The organism is Novosphingobium sp. IK01 (assembly GCF_033242265.1).
In the GTDB taxonomy this organism is placed as follows: Bacteria; Pseudomonadota; Alphaproteobacteria; order Sphingomonadales; family Sphingomonadaceae; genus Novosphingobium; species Novosphingobium pituita.
Map to the genome: position 1 here is coordinate 1,184,684 of NZ_BTFW01000001.1, position 21,075 is coordinate 1,205,758.

The 21,075-nt window shown below is 66.4% G+C and carries 17 protein-coding genes; 9 read left to right on the forward strand and 8 right to left on the reverse strand.

Annotation, left to right across the window (positions count from 1 at the left end; genetic code table 11):
• Nucleotides 1-91 precede the first annotated feature (91 nt).
• The 6 genes from SBI20_RS05605 to glgX are packed head-to-tail and all read left to right on the forward strand — an operon-like array spanning nucleotide 92 to nucleotide 10,975.
• Nucleotides 92-2,506 (forward strand): glycogen/starch/alpha-glucan phosphorylase, encoded by a 2,415-nt coding sequence (locus SBI20_RS05605; RefSeq protein WP_317974128.1) that lies wholly within the window; start codon nucleotides 92-94, stop codon nucleotides 2,504-2,506.
• Complete coding sequence (gene glgB, locus SBI20_RS05610) at nucleotides 2,481-4,730, forward strand: 1,4-alpha-glucan branching protein GlgB (protein ID WP_317974129.1); 2,250 nt, start codon at nucleotides 2,481-2,483, stop codon at nucleotides 4,728-4,730. Before SBI20_RS05605 ends, glgB begins: the two co-directional genes overlap by 26 nt.
• Before the next feature lie 26 nt (nucleotides 4,731-4,756).
• Nucleotides 4,757-6,016, forward strand: a complete 1,260-nt coding sequence (gene glgC, locus SBI20_RS05615) for a glucose-1-phosphate adenylyltransferase (protein ID WP_317976046.1) — start codon at nucleotides 4,757-4,759, stop codon at nucleotides 6,014-6,016.
• A gap of 11 nt (nucleotides 6,017-6,027) precedes the next feature.
• Nucleotides 6,028-7,566 carry a glycogen synthase GlgA gene (gene glgA / locus SBI20_RS05620; protein WP_317974130.1) on the forward strand — a complete coding sequence of 513 codons (1,539 nt, stop codon included), beginning with the start codon at nucleotides 6,028-6,030 and terminating at the stop codon, nucleotides 7,564-7,566.
• Nucleotides 7,563-9,188, forward strand: a complete 1,626-nt coding sequence (locus tag SBI20_RS05625) for an alpha-D-glucose phosphate-specific phosphoglucomutase (RefSeq protein ID WP_317974131.1) — start codon at nucleotides 7,563-7,565, stop codon at nucleotides 9,186-9,188. Before glgA ends, SBI20_RS05625 begins: the two co-directional genes overlap by 4 nt.
• Nucleotides 9,188-10,975: a glycogen debranching protein GlgX gene (gene glgX / locus SBI20_RS05630; RefSeq protein ID WP_317974132.1), complete on the forward strand. Its 1,788-nt coding sequence runs from the start codon at nucleotides 9,188-9,190 to the stop codon at nucleotides 10,973-10,975. The genes SBI20_RS05625 and glgX overlap by 1 nt, the downstream gene beginning before the upstream one ends.
• Before the next feature lie 89 nt (nucleotides 10,976-11,064).
• On the opposite strand, the gene SBI20_RS05635 is transcribed toward glgX, so the two are convergent.
• The 5 genes from SBI20_RS05635 to rpmF all read right to left on the reverse strand — a co-directional run bounded on the left by SBI20_RS05635 (nucleotide 11,065) and on the right by rpmF (nucleotide 14,316).
• Nucleotides 11,065-11,502 carry a MerR family transcriptional regulator gene (locus tag SBI20_RS05635; protein ID WP_317974133.1) on the reverse strand — a complete coding sequence of 146 codons (438 nt, stop codon included), beginning with the start codon at nucleotides 11,500-11,502 and terminating at the stop codon, nucleotides 11,065-11,067.
• Entirely contained in the window at nucleotides 11,499-11,798 is a 300-nt protein-coding gene (locus SBI20_RS05640) for an integration host factor subunit alpha (protein ID WP_317974134.1), read from the reverse strand. The genes SBI20_RS05635 and SBI20_RS05640 overlap by 4 nt, the downstream gene beginning before the upstream one ends.
• Nucleotides 11,799-12,048: 250 nt before the next feature.
• On the reverse strand, nucleotides 12,049-13,029 hold the full coding sequence (locus SBI20_RS05645; protein WP_317974135.1) for a beta-ketoacyl-ACP synthase III: 981 nt from the start codon (nucleotides 13,027-13,029) through the stop codon (nucleotides 12,049-12,051).
• Nucleotides 13,026-14,108 carry a phosphate acyltransferase PlsX gene (gene plsX, locus SBI20_RS05650; RefSeq protein ID WP_317974136.1) on the reverse strand — a complete coding sequence of 361 codons (1,083 nt, stop codon included), beginning with the start codon at nucleotides 14,106-14,108 and terminating at the stop codon, nucleotides 13,026-13,028. Before plsX ends, SBI20_RS05645 begins: the two co-directional genes overlap by 4 nt.
• A 28-nt stretch (nucleotides 14,109-14,136) precedes the next feature.
• Complete coding sequence (gene rpmF, locus SBI20_RS05655) at nucleotides 14,137-14,316, reverse strand: 50S ribosomal protein L32 (protein ID WP_022676831.1); 180 nt, start codon at nucleotides 14,314-14,316, stop codon at nucleotides 14,137-14,139.
• Between the two features lie 253 nt (nucleotides 14,317-14,569).
• On the opposite strand from rpmF, the gene SBI20_RS05660 reads away from it, so the two are divergent.
• Nucleotides 14,570-14,965, forward strand: a complete 396-nt coding sequence (locus SBI20_RS05660) for an MAPEG family protein (protein ID WP_317974137.1) — start codon at nucleotides 14,570-14,572, stop codon at nucleotides 14,963-14,965.
• Between the two features lie 89 nt (nucleotides 14,966-15,054).
• Here the strand turns inward: SBI20_RS05660 and SBI20_RS05665 are convergent, their stop codons facing one another.
• Nucleotides 15,055-15,726: an MBL fold metallo-hydrolase gene (locus SBI20_RS05665; protein WP_317974138.1), complete on the reverse strand. Its 672-nt coding sequence runs from the start codon at nucleotides 15,724-15,726 to the stop codon at nucleotides 15,055-15,057.
• Nucleotides 15,727-15,811: 85 nt separating this feature from the next.
• Nucleotides 15,812-16,573, reverse strand: coding sequence for a S24 family peptidase (locus SBI20_RS05670; RefSeq protein WP_317974139.1), 762 nt, complete (start codon nucleotides 16,571-16,573; stop codon nucleotides 15,812-15,814).
• Between the two features lie 267 nt (nucleotides 16,574-16,840).
• On the opposite strand from SBI20_RS05670, the gene SBI20_RS05675 reads away from it, so the two are divergent.
• Nucleotides 16,841-17,212, forward strand: a complete 372-nt coding sequence (locus SBI20_RS05675) for a hypothetical protein (RefSeq protein WP_317974140.1) — start codon at nucleotides 16,841-16,843, stop codon at nucleotides 17,210-17,212.
• Nucleotides 17,213-17,241: 29 nt separating this feature from the next.
• Here SBI20_RS05675 and SBI20_RS05680 read toward each other — a convergent pair whose 3' ends face one another.
• Nucleotides 17,242-19,545: a ComEC/Rec2 family competence protein gene (locus tag SBI20_RS05680; RefSeq protein WP_317974141.1), complete on the reverse strand. Its 2,304-nt coding sequence runs from the start codon at nucleotides 19,543-19,545 to the stop codon at nucleotides 17,242-17,244.
• A gap of 29 nt (nucleotides 19,546-19,574) precedes the next feature.
• Here SBI20_RS05680 and gltX point away from each other — a divergent pair, with 29 nt between their 5' ends.
• Nucleotides 19,575-21,059 (forward strand): glutamate--tRNA ligase, encoded by a 1,485-nt coding sequence (gene gltX / locus SBI20_RS05685; protein WP_317974142.1) that lies wholly within the window; start codon nucleotides 19,575-19,577, stop codon nucleotides 21,057-21,059.
• Nucleotides 21,060-21,075 lie beyond the last annotated feature (16 nt).

Below are 21,075 nucleotides of genomic sequence, written 5' to 3' on the forward strand. Positions count from 1 at the left end.
CACGGGAAGGACGGGATAACCGGCCCGATCCATGCTGCATGCCAAAAGGTGCAGCATGAGACGGGCCCGCATGCAGGTGGAGCCAGGTGCCATGAGCCTCGAAATCACGTCCAAGGTTGCCGAAATCGACGCCCACATCATCGACGTGCTGCGCCACCGCGTGGGCAAGGACGAACGCGCGGCCAAGCCGCACGACTGGTACACCGCCACCTGCCTGACCTTGCGCGACGTGGTGATCGACCGCTGGATGGAATCCACCCGCAAGACCTATGACGAGGGCGGCAAGCGGGTCTATTATCTCAGCCTCGAATTCCTGATTGGCCGCCTGCTGCGCGATGCGCTCTCCAATCTGGGGCTGACCCGCGAGATGGAAAAGGCGCTGGCCAGCCATGGCTTCGACCTGGCCGCGCTGGAAGAACTCGAACCCGACGCCGCGCTGGGCAATGGCGGCCTCGGGCGCCTTGCGGCCTGCTTCATGGAGAGCCTCGCCAGCCTCGACATCGCCGCCTATGGCTATGGCATCCGCTATGTGAACGGCATGTTCCGCCAGCGCATCGACGATGGCTGGCAGGTCGAACTGCCCGAAACATGGCTGTCGCACGGCAACCCGTGGGAATTCGACCGCCGCGAAAGCGCCTACCTGATCGGCTTTGGCGGCGAAGTCGTCGATACCGGCGCGGGCGGGGTCGAATGGCACCCGCATGAAAAGGTCGAGGCCAATGCCGTCGACACGCCGGTCGTGGGCTACAAGGGCAAGCGGGTGAACACCCTGCGCCTGTGGACCGCCAACCCGCTCGACCCGATCCGCCTCGACGCGTTCAACGCGGGCGACCATGCCGGGGCGCTGGCCGAGCAGGTGCGCGCCGATGCGCTCGTGCGGGTGCTCTATCCGGCCGACAGCACGCCCGCCGGACAGGAACTGCGCCTGCGGCAGGAGTATTTCTTCACCTCGGCCTCGATCCAGGACATCGTGCGCCGCCACGCCCAGCACCATGGCGACGTGCGCACCCTGCCCGACAAGGCCGCGATCCAGCTCAACGACACCCACCCGTCGGTGGCCGTGGCCGAACTGATGCGGCTGCTCGTCGATGTCCACGGCCTCGAATTCAACGAGGCCTGGGACGTGACCAAGCGCACGGTGGGCTATACCAACCACACCCTGCTGCCCGAGGCGCTCGAATCCTGGCCGCTCCCGCTGTTCGAGCGGCTGCTCCCGCGCCACATGCAGATCATCTATGCGATCAACAGCCGTGTCCTGCGCGAGGCGCGCAAGGCGGGCATGGACGACCGCGCGATTGCCGCGATCAGCCTGATCGACGAGGGTGGCGAGCGCCGCGTGCGCATGGCCAACCTCGCCTTCGTGGGCGCCCATTCGATCAACGGGGTCGCCGCACTCCACACCGAACTGATGAAGACCACGGTCTTTGCCGATCTTCACGCGCTCTATCCCACGCGCATCAACAACAAGACCAACGGCGTCACCCCGCGCCGCTGGCTCCAGCAGTGCAACCCGAAACTGGTGGCCGCGATCAAGGATGCCATCGGCCCCGACTTCCTCGACGACGCGCAGAAGCTGGCCGAGCTCAACGCCTTTGCCGACGACGCCCAGTTTGGCGAGCGCATCGCCGAGGTCAAGCGCGCCAACAAGGTCGCGCTGGCCGGGCACCTCAAGCAATTGACCGGCATCCGCCTCGATCCCGATGCGCTGTTCGATGTCCAGATCAAGCGCATCCACGAATACAAGCGCCAGTTGCTCAACCTGGTCGAGACGGTCGCGCTCTATGACCAGATCCGCAGCCACCCCGAACGCGACTGGACGCCGCGCGTAAAAATCTTCGGCGGCAAGGCCGCGCCCAGCTATCACAATGCCAAGCTGATCATCAAACTGGCCAACGACATCGCCCGGCGCGTCAATTCCGACCCTTCGGTCGGCGGACTGCTCAAGGTGGTCTTCGTGCCCAACTACAACGTGACGCTGGCCGAGCGGATCATTCCGGCCGCCGACCTGTCCGAACAGATCTCGACCGCGGGCATGGAAGCCTCGGGCACCGGCAACATGAAGTTCGCGCTCAACGGCGCGCTCACCATCGGCACGCTCGATGGCGCCAATGTCGAGATCAAGGAACATGTCGGCGACGAGAACATCGTGATCTTCGGCCTGACCGCCGACGAAGTGGCCGAGCAGCGCGCCAATGGCTACAACCCGCGCGCGATCATCGAGGGCAGCCGCGAGTTGCAGCAGGCCATCTCGGCCATCGCCAGCGGGGTCTTCTCGCCCGACGATCCCCATCGCTATGCGGGCCTGATGGGCGGCCTCTACGACAGCGACTGGTTCATGCTCGCCGCCGATTTCGACGCCTATCACGCCGCCCAGCGCGCGGTGGACCGGCGCTGGGAAGACCAGCAGGCATGGCGGGCGAGCGCCATCCGCAACATCGCCAATGTCGGCTGGTTCTCGTCGGACCGCACCATCGGCGAATATGCCCGCGACATCTGGGGAGTCTGATCCGCTGCCGCCTGCGCCCCCGCCCTCCCCTGAAACGCCCTCGCTCCAGCCGCCCGCGCAAGCCATCGCCGCGCTGCTGGCGGGAACCCATGCCGATCCGTTCTCGCTGCTGGGCATTCATCCGGGGCCACAGGGGGCCTTTGCCCGCGCGATCCTGCCCGGCGCGGAACGGGCGCAGGCCTTCGCGCTCGACGGGACGCTGCTGGGCGAACTGACCCGCGTCGATCCGCGCGGGCTTTTTGAGGGACCGGTTGCAGGCGCCCGCCAGCCGGTGCGCTATGCCTGCTGCGCCGGGCCGCACACATGGGAGGTGACCGACCCTTATTCGTTCGGGCCGGTGCTGGGCCCGATCGATGATTTCCTGATCGTCGAGGGCACCCATCACCGCCTGTTCGACAAGCTGGGCGCCCATGTGATCGACCATGAAGGCGCGCGCGGGGTCCATTTCGCGGTCTGGGCGCCCAATGCCCGGCTGGTGAGCGTGGTGGGCGATTTCAACGACTGGGACGGCACGCGCCACACCATGCGCCGCCGCACCGATACCGGCATCTGGGAAATCTTCCTGCCCGGCATCGCGGGGGGCCGCGCCTACAAGTACCGGATCGTCGGCCCGGACGGCACGGTCCAGCCCTACAAGGCCGATCCTTTCGCCTTCGCGACCGAGTTGCGCCCGCACACCGCCTCGCTCACGCTCGACATACCACCCCACGTCTGGGGCGACGAAGCCCACCGCGCGTTCTGGGCCGCCGCCGATCCGCGCCGGATGCCGATTTCGATCTACGAGGTCCATCCCGGCTCGTGGCAGAAGCCCGGAGGGGGCCGGGAGTTCTACAACTGGGACGAACTGGCCGACCGGCTGATCCCCTATGTCGTCGACATGGGCTTCACCCATATCGAGTTCCTGCCGGTTTCCGAGCATCCCTACGACCCGAGCTGGGGCTACCAGACGACCGGGCTCTATGCCCCTTCGGCGCGCTTTGGCGATGTGGCGGGGTTTGCCCGCTTCGTCGATGGCGCGCACCGGGCAGGCCTGTGCGTGCTCATCGACTGGGTGCCCGCCCATTTCCCGACCGACGCCCATGGCCTTGCGCGCTTCGACGGCACTGCGCTCTACGAACACGAAGACCCCCGGCTTGGCTTCCACCCCGACTGGAACACCGCGATCTACAATTTCGGGCGCCGCGAAGTGCGCGATTTTCTGGTCAACAACGCGCTGTTCTGGGCCGAGCGCTATCATGTCGACGGGTTGCGCGTCGATGCGGTGGCCTCGATGCTCTATCGCGACTATTCGCGCGAGGGTGGCGAATGGATCCCCAATGCGCAAGGCGGGCGCGAGAACTGGGAGGCGGTCGATTTCCTGCGCGCGATGAACAAGGCGCTCTATGGCACCTGCCCTGGCGTGATCACCGTGGCCGAGGAATCGACCTCGTGGCCGGGCGTGACCCTCCCGGTTGAAGGCCCTTCCCCCACTGGCGAACGCCCCAGTTCGCTCGGCTTCGGGTTCAAGTGGAACATGGGCTTCATGAACGACACGCTGCGCTACATGGCGCGCGACCCGGTTCATCGGCGCTATCACCACGACGAAATCACCTTCGGGCTGATGTACGCCTTTTCCGAGAATTTCGTCCTGCCCCTGAGCCATGACGAGGTCGTCCACGGCAAGGGCAGCCTGATCACCAAGATGAGCGGCGACGACTGGCAGAAATTTGCCAGCCTGCGCGCCTATTACGGCCTGATGTGGGGCTATCCGGGCAAGAAGCTGCTGTTCATGGGCCAGGAATTCGCCCAGCGCCGCGAATGGAGCGAGGCCCGCGCGCTCGACTGGGACCTGCTCGATGCACCCGCCCATGCCGGGGTCCGCGCGTTCGTGCGCGACTGCAACCGCGCCTATCGCGAGCTGCCCGCGCTCCATGCCCGCGATTGCGAGCCCGAAGGCTTCGAATGGCTGGTCGTCAACGATGCGCTGGCCTCGGTCTTTGCCTGGGTACGCCGCGCGCCCGGCGCCAATCCGGTGCTCGTCGTCGCCAACATGACCCCCACCTGCCACGACCATTACCGCCTGCCGGTGCCCCATGCGGGCATCTGGCGCGAAGTGATCAATTCCGACTCTGACGTCTATGGCGGCAGCGGACGGGGCAATACGGGAACCATCGAGGCACGGGACGGGGCGGCCTTCGTCGTCCTGCCCGGCCTTGCCACCATCCTATTTGAATATCAGGGGTAATCACCCGGAGCCTGTCAGGAGGAATGATGCGCATATCTTATGGCCAACCGCTGGCCCGCGATGCCATGGCCTATGTCCTGGCGGGCGGGCGCGGCAGTCGCCTGAAGGAATTGACGGACAACCGCGCCAAGCCCGCCGTCTATTTCGGCGGGGTCAGCCGGATCATCGACTTTGCCCTGTCGAACGCGATCAACTCGGGCATTCGCCGCATCGGGGTGGCCACCCAGTACAAGGCCCATTCGCTCATCCGCCACATGAACCGTGCGTGGAACTTCATGCGGCCCGAGCGCAACGAAAGCTTCGACATCCTGCCCGCCTCGCAGCGCATCTCCGAGCTGCTGTGGTACGAAGGCACCGCCGATGCGGTGTTCCAGAACATCGACATCATCCAGGCCCATGCCCCCAAGCACATGGTGATCCTGGCGGGCGACCACATCTACAAGATGGACTACGAATTGATGCTGCAACAGCACGTCAATTCGGGCGCCGACGTGACGGTGGGGTGCCTCGTCGTGCCCAAGGCCGATGCCAGCGGCTTTGGCGTGATGGGGGTAGACGAGGACAGCGTGATCACCAGCTTCGTCGAGAAGCCTGCCGATCCACCGACCATTCCGGGCGACCCGGACCATGCGCTGGCCTCGATGGGGATCTATGTCTTCGAGACGGAATTCCTGTTCGACCAGTTGCGGCGCGATGCCGCCACGCCCGGATCGACCCGCGATTTTGGCGGCGACATCATCCCCTACATCGTCAAGCACGGCAAGGCGGTCGCCCACCGCTTTACCGACAGCTGCGTGCGCGCCTCGGAACAGACCGGCGAATACTGGCGCGACGTGGGCACGCTCGATGCCTATTTCGACGCCAATATCGACCTGACCGACACCGTGCCCAAACTGAACATGTACGACCGCGACTGGCCGATCTGGACCGACCAGATCATCGCCGCCCCGGCCAAGTTCGTCCACGACGAGGAAGGACGGCGCGGCATGGCGATTTCCTCGCTGATCAGCCAGGGCTGCATCGTTTCGGGCGCACTGGCGCGGCGCAGCCTGCTGTTCACCGGGGTCAAGATGGGCTCCTTTTCCAGCGCCGAGGAAGCGGTGATCCTGCCCTATTGCAACATCGGACGGGGCGCGCGGCTCAAGCGGGTGATCCTCGACTCGGGTGTCCGCATCCCCGAAGGGCTGGTCGTGGGCGAAGATCCCGAGTTCGACGCCCAGCGCTTCCGCCGCACGGAAAACGGCGTCTGCCTGATCACAAAACCGATGCTCGACCGGCTGACATAAGGCTCTTTGCGATGACTTTGCGCGTGCTTTCCATCGCCTCGGAGGCGGTCCCCCTGATCAAGACCGGGGGCCTTGCCGATGTGGCGGGCGCCCTGCCCGCCGCGCTTGCCCCGCACGGGGTGGAGATGACCACCCTCCTGCCCGGCTATCCCAAGGTGCTGCGCGCCCTTGCGGCCCCTGCCCCGTCTCCCCCTGCCCCGCCCCTCCCTGCCCCCCCAAAGGCCGCCGGGAAGGCCAAAGCCAAGGCCGCTCCCACGCCGCCCGAACCCGTCGCCCTCCACCATTGGGACAGCCTGCTGGGCGAACCGGCGCGCCTGCTCGAAGGAACCATCGACGGGCACCGCCTGCTCGTGCTCGATTGCCCCGCGCTGTTCGTGCGCGATGGCGGGCCCTATGGCGATGCTGCGGGGCGCGACTGGGACGACAACTGGCGCCGCTTTGCCGCCTTCGGGCGCGCCGGGGCCGATCTGGCTGGCGGCGTGGTGCCCGGCCTTGCCTTCGACCTCGTCCATGCCCACGACTGGCAGGCCGCGATGGCCCCGGCCTATATCCGCTTCGCCCCGGCAGGCCCGCGCATCCCCTCGGTCATGACCATCCACAACATGGCGTTCCAGGGCCGCTATGGCCCGGAAATCTTCCCCTCGCTGGGCCTGCCGACACAGGCCTGGGCCATCGACGGGGTCGAATATCATGGCGGTGTCGGCTTCCTGAAAGCCGGCATGGAAAGCGCCGACGCGATCACCACGGTCAGCCCGACATATGCCCGCGAGATCCGCCAACCCGCCTTCGGCATGGGCCTCGAAGGGCTGGTCATCGCCCGCCAGGCGCGGGTTTCGGGCATCGTCAACGGGATCGACACCGCGCTGTGGAACCCGGAAACCGATCCCGCGCTGGTCCAGTCGTTCTCGGCCCGCTCGCTCGCCCGGCGCCGCGCCAACAAGCGCGCGCTCGAAGCCGAATTCGGCCTTGATCAGGATGAGGGCCCGCTCTTCGTGTGTATCACGCGCCTGACCTGGCAGAAGGGCATCGATGTCCTGCTCGAAGTGATCGACCATCTGGTCGGTCTGGGCGGGCGTCTGGCCCTGCTCGGCGCGGGCGATGCCGCGCTCGAACGCGCGCTGCACGAGGCCGCCGCCCGTCATCCGGGCCGCGTGGGCCTGCACATCGGCTATGACGAAGCCCTCTCCCACCGCATGCAGGGCGGGGGCGACGCGATCCTCGTGCCCAGCCGGTTCGAGCCTTGCGGCCTCACCCAGCTCTATGGGCTGGCCTATGGCTGCGTGCCGGTCGTCGCGCATACGGGGGGGCTGGCCGATACCGTGGTTGATGCCAATCTGGCCGCGATCCATGCGGGGGCAGCCACCGGCATCGTGTTCCACGGGGTTGACTACCCGAGCTTTTCCGACGCCATTACGCGAACGATTAACCTTTACGCACAACACGATGTCTGGGCGCAAATCCAGCGCGCGGGCATGAAGACAGATTTTTCCTGGCGTCGCAGCGGACAGGCCTATGCCGCGCTCTATCGCCACATAGCGGGGACCGAATGACGACCTACAAGACCACGCCCTACGAAGGCCAGAAGCCGGGCACCTCGGGCTTGCGCAAGAAAGTGCGCGTGTTCCAGCAGCCCGGCTATGCCGAGAACTTCATCCAGGCGGTGTTCGATGTCGTCGAACCGGCGCCCGGTGCTGTTCTCGTGATCGGCGGCGACGGGCGCTATCACAACCGCACCGTGATCCAGCAGGCGATCCGCATGGCCGCGGCCAATGGCTATGGCCAGGTTCTGGTCGGCCAGGGCGGCATCCTCTCGACGCCGGCGGCCAGCAATGTCATCCGCCAGTACAAGGCGAGCGGCGGGCTGATCCTCTCGGCCAGCCACAACCCCGGCGGCCCGGACGAAGACTTCGGGATCAAGTACAACATCGCCAACGGCGGCCCCGCCCCCGAAAGCGTGACCGACGCGATCTATGCCCGCACGCAGACCATCGACCGCTATCTGGCGCTCGACACGCCCGACATCGACCTCGACACCCTCGGCACGGTCGAAGTCGGCGCCTGCCGCGTCACCGTGCTCGATCCCGTGGCCGACTATGCCGACCTGATGGAGCGCCTGTTCGATTTCGCCACGATCCGCGCCGCCGTTGCGGGCGGGCTGACGATGGCGTTTGATGCCATGCACGCGGTCACCGGCCCCTACGCGACCGAAATCCTCGAAAAGCGCCTCGGCTTTGCGCCCGGCACCGTGCGCAACGGCGTGCCCCTCGAAGACTTCGGCGGGCACCATCCCGATCCCAACATGGTCCATGCCAAAGAGCTGTTCGACCTCATGTTCTCCGAGGCCGCGCCCGATTTTGGCGCAGCCTCGGACGGCGATGGCGACCGCAACCTGATCGTGGGCAAGCACCGCTTCGTCACCCCGTCGGACAGCCTCGCGATGCTGGCCGCCAATGCCCACCTTGCCCCCGGCTATGCCAAGGGGCTGGCCGGGATCGCCCGCTCGATGCCCACGAGTGCCGCCGCCGACCGCGTGGCCGCCTCGCTCGGCATTCCCGCCTTCGAAACGCCGACCGGCTGGAAGTTCTTCGGCAACCTGCTCGACGCCGGGATGGCGACGATCTGTGGCGAGGAAAGCGCCGGGACCGGCTCGGACCACGTGCGCGAAAAGGATGGCCTCTGGGCCGTGCTGCTCTGGCTCAACATTCTGGCCGTGCGCAAGATCAGCGTCGACGCGCTCGCCCGCAAGCACTGGGCCAAATTCGGCCGCAACTACTATGCGCGCCACGACTATGAAGCCCTGCCCACCGAGCAGGCCGATGCGCTGATGGCCGCGCTCAAGGCCTCGCTCGGCGCGCTGCCGGGCCGCAAGGTCGGCCCGCTGCGCGTCGAAACCGCCGACAGCTTTTCCTATCTCGATCCCGTCGATGGCTCGACCAGCGCCAACCAGGGCCTGCGCGTGCTGTTCGAGGGTGGCTCGCGCATCGTGTTCCGCCTCTCGGGCACGGGGACGCAAGGGGCAACCTTGCGCGTCTACCTCGAACGCTACGAGCCGGTCGGCGGCGACCTCGACCGCGAGACGCCCGAAATGCTGGCCGACCTGATCGCCGCGGCCGATGAACTGGCCGGGATCACCCGCCACACCGGCCGCACCGCGCCCGATGTCGTGACCTGATGGACCACGGCGCCCGGCTCGTCGACGAAAGCACCCTCTGGCGCGTGCGCGCGCCAGAGGCGCAAGGCCTCTGGGTCTGCCTGTTCGACGATAGCGGCGCCGAAACCCGCCATGCCATGGCGCGCGAGGGCGAAGACTGGGTTTTCAGCCTCCCCGGATCGCACGCGGGCGCGCGCTATGGCTACCGCGCGCAAGGCCGCTGGGCGCCCGACGAAGGCCTGTGGTTCGATTCCTCCAAGCTGCTGGTCGACCCTTGCGCGCTCGAACTCGACCGCCGCTTTGTCTACGATCCCGCATTGGCGACCTTTGGTGCCGACACCGCCGCGCTGGTCCCGCGTGCCATCGTGCCCGGCCCCCTGCCCGAGGTTCCGCGCCAGCCCCCGGTCTTCGCGCCGGGCGGGCTGATCTACGAAGTCAACGTGCGCGGGTTCACCATGCTGCACCCCCATGTGCCTCCCGCCCTGCGCGGCACGGTCGCCGCGCTGGCCCATCCCGCGATCCTCGCCCACCTCACCAAACTGGGCGTGACGGCGGTCGAGCTGATGCCCGTGGTCGCCTGGATCGACGAACGCCACCTGCCCCCGCTCGGCCTGTCCAACGCCTGGGGCTACAATCCGGTGGCCTTCATGGCGCTCGATCCGGGCCTGTGTCCGGGCGGCATCGCCGAACTGCGCGAGACGGTCGCCACCTTGCGCGCCCACGGCATCGGCACGATCCTCGACCTCGTGTTCAACCACAGCGGCGAAAGCGATGTGCAAGGCCCTGTGCTGTCGCTGCGCGGCCTCGACAACGCCGCCTATGCCCATGCCCCTGATGGCAGCCTGATCAACGACACGGGCTGTGGCAACACACTCGATTTCGCCAATCCCCATGTCCGCCGCCTGACCTGCGACGCACTGCGCCATTTCGTGCGCCACGCCGGGGTCGATGGCTTCCGCTTCGACCTCGCCCCGGTCCTGGCCCGTGGCCCCGGTTTCGACGCCGATGCGCCGATCTTTGCAGACCTTGCCGCCGACCCGTGGCTGGCCGACCGCGTGATGATCGCCGAACCATGGGACATCGGCCCGGACGGCTATCAACTGGGCCGTTTCCCGCCCCACTGGCTCGAATGGAACGACCACTTCCGCGACGACGTGCGCCGCTACTGGCGCGGCGATGGCGCGCTGGGCGCACTGGCCACGCGTCTGGCTGGCTCTGCCGACCTGTTCGGCGTGGCAGATACCCATCCGTGCCGCAGCGTCAATTTCCTCGCCGCCCACGACGGCTTCACGCTGGCCGATTGCGTCAGCTATACCCACCGCCACAACCACGCCAATGGCGAGGACAACCGCGACGGCCATGGCGAGAACCATTCGTGGAACTGCGGCGTCGAAGGACCAAGCGGCGATCCCCACGTCCTCGCGCGCCGCCATGCCGCCCAGCGCGCACTGCTGGGCACGCTGTTCGCCTCGACCGGCACGATCATGCTGACCGCCGGCGACGAATTCGGTCGCACCCAACTGGGCAACAACAATGCCTATGCGCAGGATAACCCGCTCGGCTGGATCGACTGGCACACCCGCGACACCGCGCTCGAAGCCCATGTCGCGCGTCTTTCAGCCCGCCGCGCACAGAACGACATGACCCGCTTTCCGCAGGACGGCGCGTGGCTGGCCCTCGACGGAGCCCCGATGGACGCCGCGCGCTGGGAAAGCCCGCAGACACCCGGTGTGGTGTGGAATCCGCCCGAAGGGGCGGCACGCGGCGGTTTCCGGATCAGCCGGGCCGATGGTGTGGCGCTCGGTTGAACTGTCGCTTCGCGACGGGGATTTTAAAGAAAAAGAGAGTACGAAGGGGGCAGGGCCCCCTTCACCCCATTAACTTTGGACAAGGCAGCTCAGGCTTCTTCCAGCGCGTCAGCCAGATTGCTGCGAATATCTTCGAGATGGACGCGCAAGCGCGCGATGGCGGCCACCAGTTCCACCTCCAGCATCGGGGATTCGGCCATAAGCTGTTCCTCAGGGCTGTCTTCGTCGGACGGGGCCAAAGTCACGGCGTCGGGCGTCAGGCCCCCTTCAAGAGCCTGACGCGCGCCGCGAATGGTATAGCCATCCCGGTTGACGAGACGGTCGATCGTGGCGACGAGCGCCACGTCAGCTGCGCGGTAATAGCGCCGGTTTCCGGCGCGGGTCAGAGGACGAAGCATGGGAAATTGCTCCTCCCAATAGCGCAGGACATGCGCCTTGACCCCGAGAGCACGGGCCACCTCGCCGATTGTCCGCAAGGCATCTGGCGCCTTGCCGTCAGGAAACTCGAGATGGCACGCAACCGTCATGTCTCGTCGCAGATACGATCCTTGAGCATCTGGCTGGCACGGAAGGTGAGCACGCGACGCGGCGTGATCGGCACTTCCACCCCGGTCTTGGGGTTGCGACCGATGCGTTCGGACTTGTCCCTGAGCAGGAACGTACCGAACCCTGAAATCTTGACGTTCTCGCCTTCGGCGAGCGCGCCGCTCATATGTTGCAAAATGGACTCGACCATCCCGAGCGAGTCAGCCCGCGAAAGGCCAACACGACGATTGATGCTCTCGGCCAGATCGGCCCTCGTAAGCGTGCCTACAGAACGCATGTTATTTTACCCCCCGGTAAAAAAATCCCTTCCCGTCCCATACTATAGCGCGATTTTGCGGACAGGCAATGCCATCGTAGGATCCCGTGGGGGGCCGTAAACCATCCATCCCCGAAAATTCGGCGGCTGGAAGGCAATCCGGTAGCATTTTCGGACAGTTTGACACGGGAAACGCTCCGCCACAGGCCGAATCACCCGGCCTGCAACGGGTTTTTGCAGATATGGCCCCGATCAGCCCATCCGGGCCCAGTCAGCCCATCCGGGCAATGCAGGCGCCCCAGGTGAAACCACCGCCCATCGCCTCGAACACGACCAGATGGCCGGGCTGGATCCGCCCGTCGCGCACAGCCGCGTCGAAGGCCAGCGGCACCGAAGCGGCGCTGGTATTGGCATGGCGGTCGACCGTCACCACCACCTTTTCGGCGGGCAGGCCCAGCTTGCGGGCCGTCGCATCGAGGATGCGCTGGTTGGCCTGATGCGGCACGACCCAGTCGAGGTCGGCAGGCACATGGCCGCTGTCGGCCAGGACTTCTTCGAGAACATTGGCCAGGTTGGTCACCGCATGGCGGAAGACCTCGCGGCCCTTCATGCGCAGCTTGCCCACCGTGCCCGTCGTCGAAGGCCCGCCATCGACATAGAGAAGCTGGTTGTGCGTGCCATCGGCATGAAGACGGCAGGCCAGAATGCCGGGCGAAGCCGGGTCGGTCTCGTCGACTTCGCGCGCTTCGAGCACGATGGCGCCCGCGCCATCGCCAAACAGCACGCACGTCGCGCGGTCTTCCCAGTCAAGGATGCGGCTGAAGGTTTCAGCCCCGATCACCAGCGCGCGACGGGCCATGCCCGTGCGCAGCATCGAATCGGCGGTTGCCATCGCATAGAGAAAGCCCGAGCACACCGCCGCCACGTCGAACGCGATACCGCCATTGGCGCCGATGGCGTCCTGGACGATCGTGGCCGTGGCCGGAAAAGTCTGGTCGGGGGTAGCCGTGGCCAGCACGATCAGGTCAATCGCCTTGCCTTCGAGGCCAGCCGCCTCAAGCGCGCGCCGGGCGGCCAGCGTGGCAAGCGTGGCGGTCGTTTCGCCTTCGCCCGCGACATGCCGGCTGCGAATGCCGGTGCGCTCGACGATCCACTCGTCGGAGGTGTCGACCATCTGCGCCATTTCGGCATTCGAGACGGCGCGTTGCGGCAGGGCCGAGCCGCTGCCGGTAATCACGCTACGAACAATCACAGCGCCGTTTCACCTTCCGTGTTTGCCGCGCGGCGCCGGGCCGGCTGGCGAATCGTATCAGGATCGACCGCAGCGACGTCTGCCGAGATGCGTTCGATCAGGTTTTCCTCGACCAGCCGGGTGGCAACGGCAATGGCATTGGCCATGCCGACCGCCGAAGCGCCGCCATGGCTCTTGACCACGACACCGTTGAGACCGAGAAAAACGGCCCCGTTGTGCTGGTTGGGATCGAGATGGTGGCGCAGCAGATCGGTCGCCGGACGCGAGATCAGGAAGCCGAGCTTCGAGCGCAACGAACTGGAAAAGCTGCGGCGCAGGAGGTCGCCCACGAAGCGGGCCGCGCCTTCCATCGCCTTGAGGGCAACATTGCCCGAAAATCCGTCGGTCACGGCCACGTCGAAATCGCCGCGCGAGAGTTTGTCGGCTTCGGTGAAACCGTCAAACGTGAGCGCGAGATTGCCCGAGGCCTCCTTGAGCAGGGCCGCAGCATCACGCAGATGTCCGGTTCCCTTGGTCTCTTCGGTGCCAATGTTGAGAAGGCGCACGCACGGGCTTTCCAGACCATTGACGATGCGGGCATAGGCCGCACCCATGATGGCGAACTGGTAGAGATTGCGTGCATCGCACTCGGTATTGGCGCCAAGGTCGAGCATGACGAGGTCATGCGCGCCCATCGTGGGCACCAGAGCGGCGAGCGCGGGCCGGTCGATGCCGGGCAGCGTGCGCAAGGCGAGCTTGGCCATGGCCATGAGCGCGCCAGTGTTGCCGGCACTGACAGCAGCGCCAGCCTCGCCGCGCTTGACCGCGTCGATGGCCAATCCCATCGACGTGACTTTGGCGCGGCGCAAGGCCTGGGTGGGCTTTTCATCGCCCGCAACGGCTTCGGGTGCATGGAGAATATCCGCTGCACCGCGAAGGTCGGGATGATCGTCAAGCGCGCTGGCGAGCCGCTTCTCATCCCCGACAAGCAGGAACCTGAAGCTTGCATGGCGACGGCGAGCCAGAGCCGCGCCTTCAACCATTACGCGCACGCCCTCGTCACCGCCCATCGCATCGACGGCGATTGTGGGCAGGCTCATGATCCGATCATCCCTCCGTCAGATCGGCTCAGGCGCCGACGGCGATGATTTCGCGACCGTTGTAGTGACCGCAAGCGTTGCACAGCATGTGCGGGCGCTTGAGTTCACCGCAGTTCGAGCACTCATGAAACGCTTCTGCCTTGAGCGCGTCATGGCTGCGGCGCATGCCCCGGCGGGAGGGGCTGGTCTTTCTTTTGGGGACGGCCATTGCGGCACCTGTTCCTGAAAATTGCGTCTGTTGCGGGCGCGATAGGGAAAACCGACCCACCGCACAACCCCGCATCTCACGACGAAGGATATATGCGGCTTCCGTTCCGTCAAAAGAGCGGGTGGAGCGGCATCGCCAATCACGGGCGAAGGCGCGCCTATACGGATTTTCTCGTGCTTTGCAAGCTCGTGCTGGCTAGCAAGAAACACCAATGCGGGCCGGGAAGGCCTGCACAAGAGAGGGATCACCTGCCATGCCTGTCATCCTGCCCATCACGCTGAGCGCCGCAGGAGCGGCTGCCATCCTCAATATCTGGCTCGCCGTGCGTATCGGCATGGTCCGCCGCGCGCGTCATATCTGGATGGGCGATGGCGGCGACACGGCGCTGGTCGCCCGCATGCGGGCCCAGGCCAACTTCATCGAATATACGCCTATCACGCTGATTCTGGTCGGCGCGATCGAACTGGCCCGGCCCGGCAGCCCTTGGCTGCTAGGAACGGCGGCCATTTATCTGCTGGGGCGCATCGCCCACGGGCTGGGCATGGACGGGGGGCGGGCGCTGCCCTTGCGCATGGTCGGCGCGCTCACGACCATGGTCGTTCTGATCGGCCTGGCGATCTGGGGCATCTCGATTGCCGCAGATGCCTGATCCTTGATGCGTGAATAATGCCCGGAAATGATTCGGCGCCCGCGCAGAACACGCGGGCGCCGTCTTTTTCCCGAGGCCTTCAGCGCGACTCAGGCCAGCGCGGCGTCGCCCACATAGGGATTCGTCGCGCGCTCCTGCCCGAACGTGCTGTGTGGGCCATGGCCGGGAATGAAGGTCACGTCGTCGCCCAGCGGCCAGAGCCGCCCGGTGATCGAGGCCACCAGATCATCATAATTGCCCAGCGGGAAGTCCCAGCGGCCGATACCGCCCTGGAACAGCACGTCGCCCACCACGGCAAGGCGCGATGGCTCGTGGAAGAACACCACATGGCCCGGCGTGTGGCCGGGGCAATGCAGCACGTCGATTTCGAGGTCGCCCACGCGCACCTTGTCCCCCTGGACCAGCCAGCGATCGGGCGTGAAGATTTCCGCCGGGATGCCCCAGCGTCCGCTGCTTTCGGCAAGACGGTTGATCCAGAACAGGTCTTCCTTGTGCGGCCCCTCGATCGGCACGCCCAGTTCGCGGGCCAGTTGCGCCGCGCCGCCGCAGTGGTCGATATGGCCATGGGTGATCAGCAGCTTCTCAACGGTCACCCCGGCCTTGGCGACCAGCGCCTTGATCCGGTCGAGATCGCCGCCCGGATCGATCACCGCCGCCTTCATCGTGGCGGTGCACCACAGCAAGGTGGAGTTCTGCTGGAGCGGGGTGACGGGCAGGATCGCCACCTTCATCGGCGGCTGGGGGGATGCGTTTTGGGTCATGCCCGTGAAAATGGCCCGGCAGGATCAACAGTTCAACCGCGCAAGCCCCCACAGCGCGCGATGCAGGGAAAAATCAGCCCCGTTTTCAGATCCTGCCGCCCTTCCACACGACGCGCCCCACCAGATGGACATCTTCAAGGCTGCGCTCCTCGCGCGGGTAGGCCGGATTGTCGCTGATCACGCGCACGGCGCCAGCGCCCCCCATCTCCAGCCGCTTGACCAGCAAGACACCGTCGACGCGAATGACATGAATGCCCGCGCGCATCGGTCGCAAGGTCCGGTCGACGAGGATCTCGTCGCCGTCGCGCAAGGTCGGCTCCATCGAATCGCCTTCCACCTCGATCACGCTGAGCATCGCGGGATCGAGTCCCTGCGCCTTGAGCCAGCGGATCGAGAACCGCAGCCGCCCGACCGGCACTTCGCCCTCGGGCATGGTGCCAGGCCCCGCTGAAGCCCCCAACGGCAGGCGCGGAATATCCGCCCATTCGGAAGGGGCACGCGGCATGGGCGGCGCGCTCGCTGCGCCTGCCGCCAGCGACATGCCCCCGTCGCGCACACTCTCCCGGCCAGCCCCGCCGCCGCCCTCGATACGCTCGTCAGGCCCGCCCAGTTCGACTTCATCGACCCCGAAGAACCGCGCCAGCGTGCGCCGGTCGTTTTCCTCAAGCTTGCGCGGAGACCCCTTGCGCACGAATTGCTGCAAGTAGCTGGCATTGCGCCCGATCAGGCCGGAAAGCGCCGCCAGAGAGACCCCGCGCGCAGCCGCCAGCACCATGAGGCGCGCGCGAGCCGGATCGAGCGGTTCGGGCGCTGCGGCAACCGTCGCCACAGCCGATGGGGCAGCCATTGCGGGGCTTGCAGGAGATTCCAGTGATTTCGCCATGCTGCGTCCCAAATCAAAGGATTTTTCCTAGATTTCAAGGTATAAATCATGGTTGTAGGATTTTTACCATACAATGTCCATCTGACTGCACCGGAAACGGAGCAACAGGACGGCACCGATTCAAACACACCGCCCGATCTCTCACGCATGCAGCCAGAGCGGCCCCATCATGAAGCGCCCTTACGAGCCATTCATGAACGCCGCGGCTTCCCCTGTCATGAGGATTGCATCATGCTGCGCCATTCCGAAAACAATCCGCCTTCCCCCCGGCCAATCCGTCCGGGCAGCGTTGGCGGCATGGCCACCCGCGTTGTTCGCGCCGTTCTGGCCCTGGCTGGCAAGCAGGCCCAGCTCGTCGATCATCGCGAGCAGCCCTGGGCCAGCGTCACCTTCTCGGGCACCCGTCACACGCTGGCCCTGCGCTTTACCGGCTGGGAGGCCTGCGACGAAGGCGAGGCCCTGATCGCGGCCCTGCCCCTCCACGATTTCTCCGTTACGGGCGCACTTGTCGTCGATGTGAGTCTGAAACGGACCGACGAAGTGCTCGTGCCCGACCGCATGCTCGAAATCGAACTCGAACTGCTCCTGCTCGATCAGGCCTGATCGCCCGCCGCCCTGTCATCGCGGCAATGTCATCGCGGCAATGGGACCGAAAGCTGGGCAAACCAGCCATGCCCCCGCTCCGTATCGGCGACTGTCCGCACATGATGCCCGGCCAGCCGGATCGCCATGCCCCCGGTCTGCCGCAGCAACCGCCGGTCCGCCTTGAGCCAGCGGGGGCGGCAGCCGCGCGGCAGGCTCCGGTCGGCGATCACGATGTCCGCCTCGGCGCAGGCCCGTGCCAGCATCGCCAGATCGACATGATCGCGGCCCCGGCTCATCAGGATGGCATAGGCCCGGCCTGACCGGCGCAGGACCACGCGGCAGAAATCGGCATTGCATTGCGCGCCGGGCCACGTGTCGAGCGGGCGCGCCTCCCCGTCGAGCCCGGCGCTCTCCATCAGGGTCGAACGGGTATAGTCGCCGCGCGTGGTCCGCAGCATCAGCAAGGCCCTCTCCCCGCCTCCGCCTTCAGGCCCTTCCCCGACGATGCCGACATGGTGCCCGTCGCCAGTGATCAGCAGGTCGGGCGATGGCGTCATGAATGCAAGCACCGCCCCGAGGCCGACCGGCACCAGCCCCCACAAGCGCACCCGTCCCGTCCACAAGGCGAGCCACAACAGCCCCAGCACCATCATCGCAAAGACCCAGCCCGGCATGCCCGGCAACATCGTCACCGCGCCGGGCTGGTGCGCGGTCAGATGGGCAATGCCCAGCAGCAGGTCGAGCGAGCGCCCGGTCACCCACCAGGCCGGAGCCCCCAGCCCCACCGGATCGAGCAGCAGCGCCAGTGCCAGAAACGGCATCGAAACGAACGTGGTGAGCGGGATCGCCACGACATTGGCGAGCGCGCCATAGATCCCGGCCCGGTGGAAATGAAACAGGCTCATTGGCATGAGCGCCAGCTCGATCACCAGCCCGGTCGCCAGCACGAGGGCCAGATGGCGCCAGAGACGCCCCAGCCAGCCCTCCCCGCGAGGCCTGAGGAAATGGCGGACCGGCGCCGAACTGTCGAAAGCGATGATCGCGATGACCGAGCCGAAGCTCATCTGGAAGCTGGGCCCGACCACCGCCTCGGGCCAGAACAGCATGACAATGAACGCCGCCACCGCCAGCATCCGCAACGAAAGCGGATCGCGCCCCAGCGCCAGCGCCGCCAGCACCAGCAGCGCCCCCAGACAGGAGCGGATCGTGGGCACTTCGGCGCCGGTCAGCAGGGTATAGCCGATCCCCGCCAGCGCCCCGCCCGTCGCAGCCGCCAGCGGAACCCTGATCCGCAGGGCCACGAACGGGATCAGCGCCAGCCCCCGCGCCACGATCAGATAGACCGCCCCGACCACCGCGCTGACATGCAGGCCGCTGATCGACAGCAGATGGGTAAGCCCGGCGTCGCGCATCGCGTCTTCGTCGCTGCGCGCGATGCTGCCGCGATCGCCGCTGGCGAAAGCGGCCGCAATCGTTCCGGGCGATCCGCCCAGTTGATGACGGATATGATCGGCCAGACCCTGGCGGATCGCGTCGAGCCGCGTGCCGGGCGGCGCAGGGGCAATCACCGTTACCGGGCCAAGCGCCCGCCCTGTCGCCATCAGGCCGGCAAACCAGGCCGTGCGCGCGAAGTTGACCGCGCCGGGCACCATCGGCGGCGGAGGGGGCAGCAACCGCGCCCGCAAGGCCACGTGCGCGCCGGGTGCAAGGCCCGGACTGTCCTGCGCGACGGGCAGCGCGATCCGCACCCGCCCCGTGCGCAAGCCATCCCCGGCCTGCGCGCCATCCACAGCCCTGCCAGAGGCGGGAAGCGCGAGGCGGGTGGCCAGAATCAGCCGCACGATCCCCTCGGCCCCGCGCGTCTCGCGACTGACGACGACTCCGGCCAGTTGCACCACCACGGGACGGGGAATCGGCGGCGTCCCCATGAGACTCGATTTGATCCAGATCGTGACAAAGCCGGCTGCAACCATCAGAATAGTGCAAATGCATGTCAAATGCAGATACACGAGTCGCTGTTCTCGCCCCTGAGGCAGCGCAAGCAATAAAAATCCACCCATTCCGGCCAGGAAAGCTCCCCAGTAGAAAACCCCAGGAAGCGCCATCCAGACCGATATTCCAATTCCAAAGCAAACACTTAACCACGGACCACGCTCAATACCGCGCTGTTCGAGCCATGCATTCGCATGCGTGAGCATGCTGGACAAACGCCAGCGATTGGCCCAAGGGCGCCCCAGCCCATCCGGAGCGCGGTCAAGACCGGTCCCGGAAGGGTGGGAACCCAGGCTCCCGACGCCGCTTTCATCAATGTCCGGCGTGATGCCTGTGGCTGCTGCTACGTGACCGGCCATGCGCCGAAATTGGAAGGAATGCGCCCTCGATGGCAAGCGACACTGACACCGTTTCTGCAGGATCGGGCGTGGGCCATGCTGCCCCCCAGCCAGCGGGCCGTGTCGTTACCCGGTTTGCCCCTTCGCCCACCGGTTTCCTGCATATCGGCGGCGCGCGCACAGCCCTGTTCAACTGGCTCTATGCCCGTCACCATGGCGGCACCTATCTTCTGCGTATCGAGGACACCGACCGCGCCCGCTCGACGGATGCCGCGATCGACGCGATCTTCGACGGCCTCAACTGGCTGGGTCTGGGTGGCGACGCCGACCCGGTGTTCCAGTTCGCCCGGTCCGACCGCCATGCGCAAGTCGCCCAGGCCATGCTCGACGCCGGACATGCCTATCGCTGCTACCTGACGCAGGAAGAACTGGCCGAGCGCCGCGCCAAGGCGCAGGAAGAACGCCGCCCGTTCCGCCTCCAGAGCGAATGGCGCGATGCCGATCCGGCCACCTGGCCCGAAGGCCAGCCCTATGTCGTGCGCGTCAAGGCGCCGCGCGATGGCGAAACGGTCATCGACGATCTCGTTCAGGGCTCCATCACCGTCCAGAACGCCGAGATCGACGACTACGTGATCCTGCGCGGCGACGGCACGCCGACCTACATGCTCGCGGTGGTGGTCGACGACCACGACATGGGCGTAACCCACGTGATCCGTGGCGACGACCACATCAACAACGCCTTCCGCCAGCTGGTGATCATCCGCGCGATGGACGCCATCGAGGGCGGCTGGGCTGACCCGGCCTATGGCCATATCCCGCTGATCCACGGCGCGGACGGGGCCAAGCTGTCCAAGCGCCACGGCGCGCTGGGCGTGGATGCCTATCGCGACGAGATGGGCCTCCTGCCCGAAGCAGTGTTCAACTACCTGCTGCGTCTGGGCTGGGGCCATGGCGACGAGGAAATCATCAGCCGCGAACAGGCGGTCGAATGGTTCGACATCGCCGATGTCAACAAGGGCGCCTCGCGCTTCGACCTCAAGAAGTTGCTCAACCTCAACGGGCACTATCTGCGCGAAGCCGACGATGCGCGCCTGGCCGATCTGGTCGCCCCGCGCCTTGCCGCGCTGGTGCCCGGTTTCGACGCGGCGCGTGATCGCGCCCTGCTGGTTTCGGCCATGCCCGTGCTCAAGGTGCGCGCGGCCGACCTCAATGAACTGGCGAAGGGGGCCGTGTTCCTCTTCGCGCAGCGCCCGCTGGCGCTGGACGAAAAGGCCCAGAGCTTGCTGACCGCCGATGCGCGGGGCATTCTGGGCAATGTAATCGGTCGCCTCTCGGGGGAAAGCGACTGGACAGCACCGGTTCTCGAAGCCAGCCTCAAGGCCATGGCTGCGGAACTGGGCGTGGGCCTGGGCAAGATCGCCCAGCCGCTTCGCGCAAGCCTGACCGGGCAGGCAACGTCTCCCGGAATTTTCGACGTGCTGGTTCTTCTCGGAAAAGAGGAAGCCCTGGCCCGTCTCAACGACCACGCCGCCTGAGGAGGGTGGCAGGGTA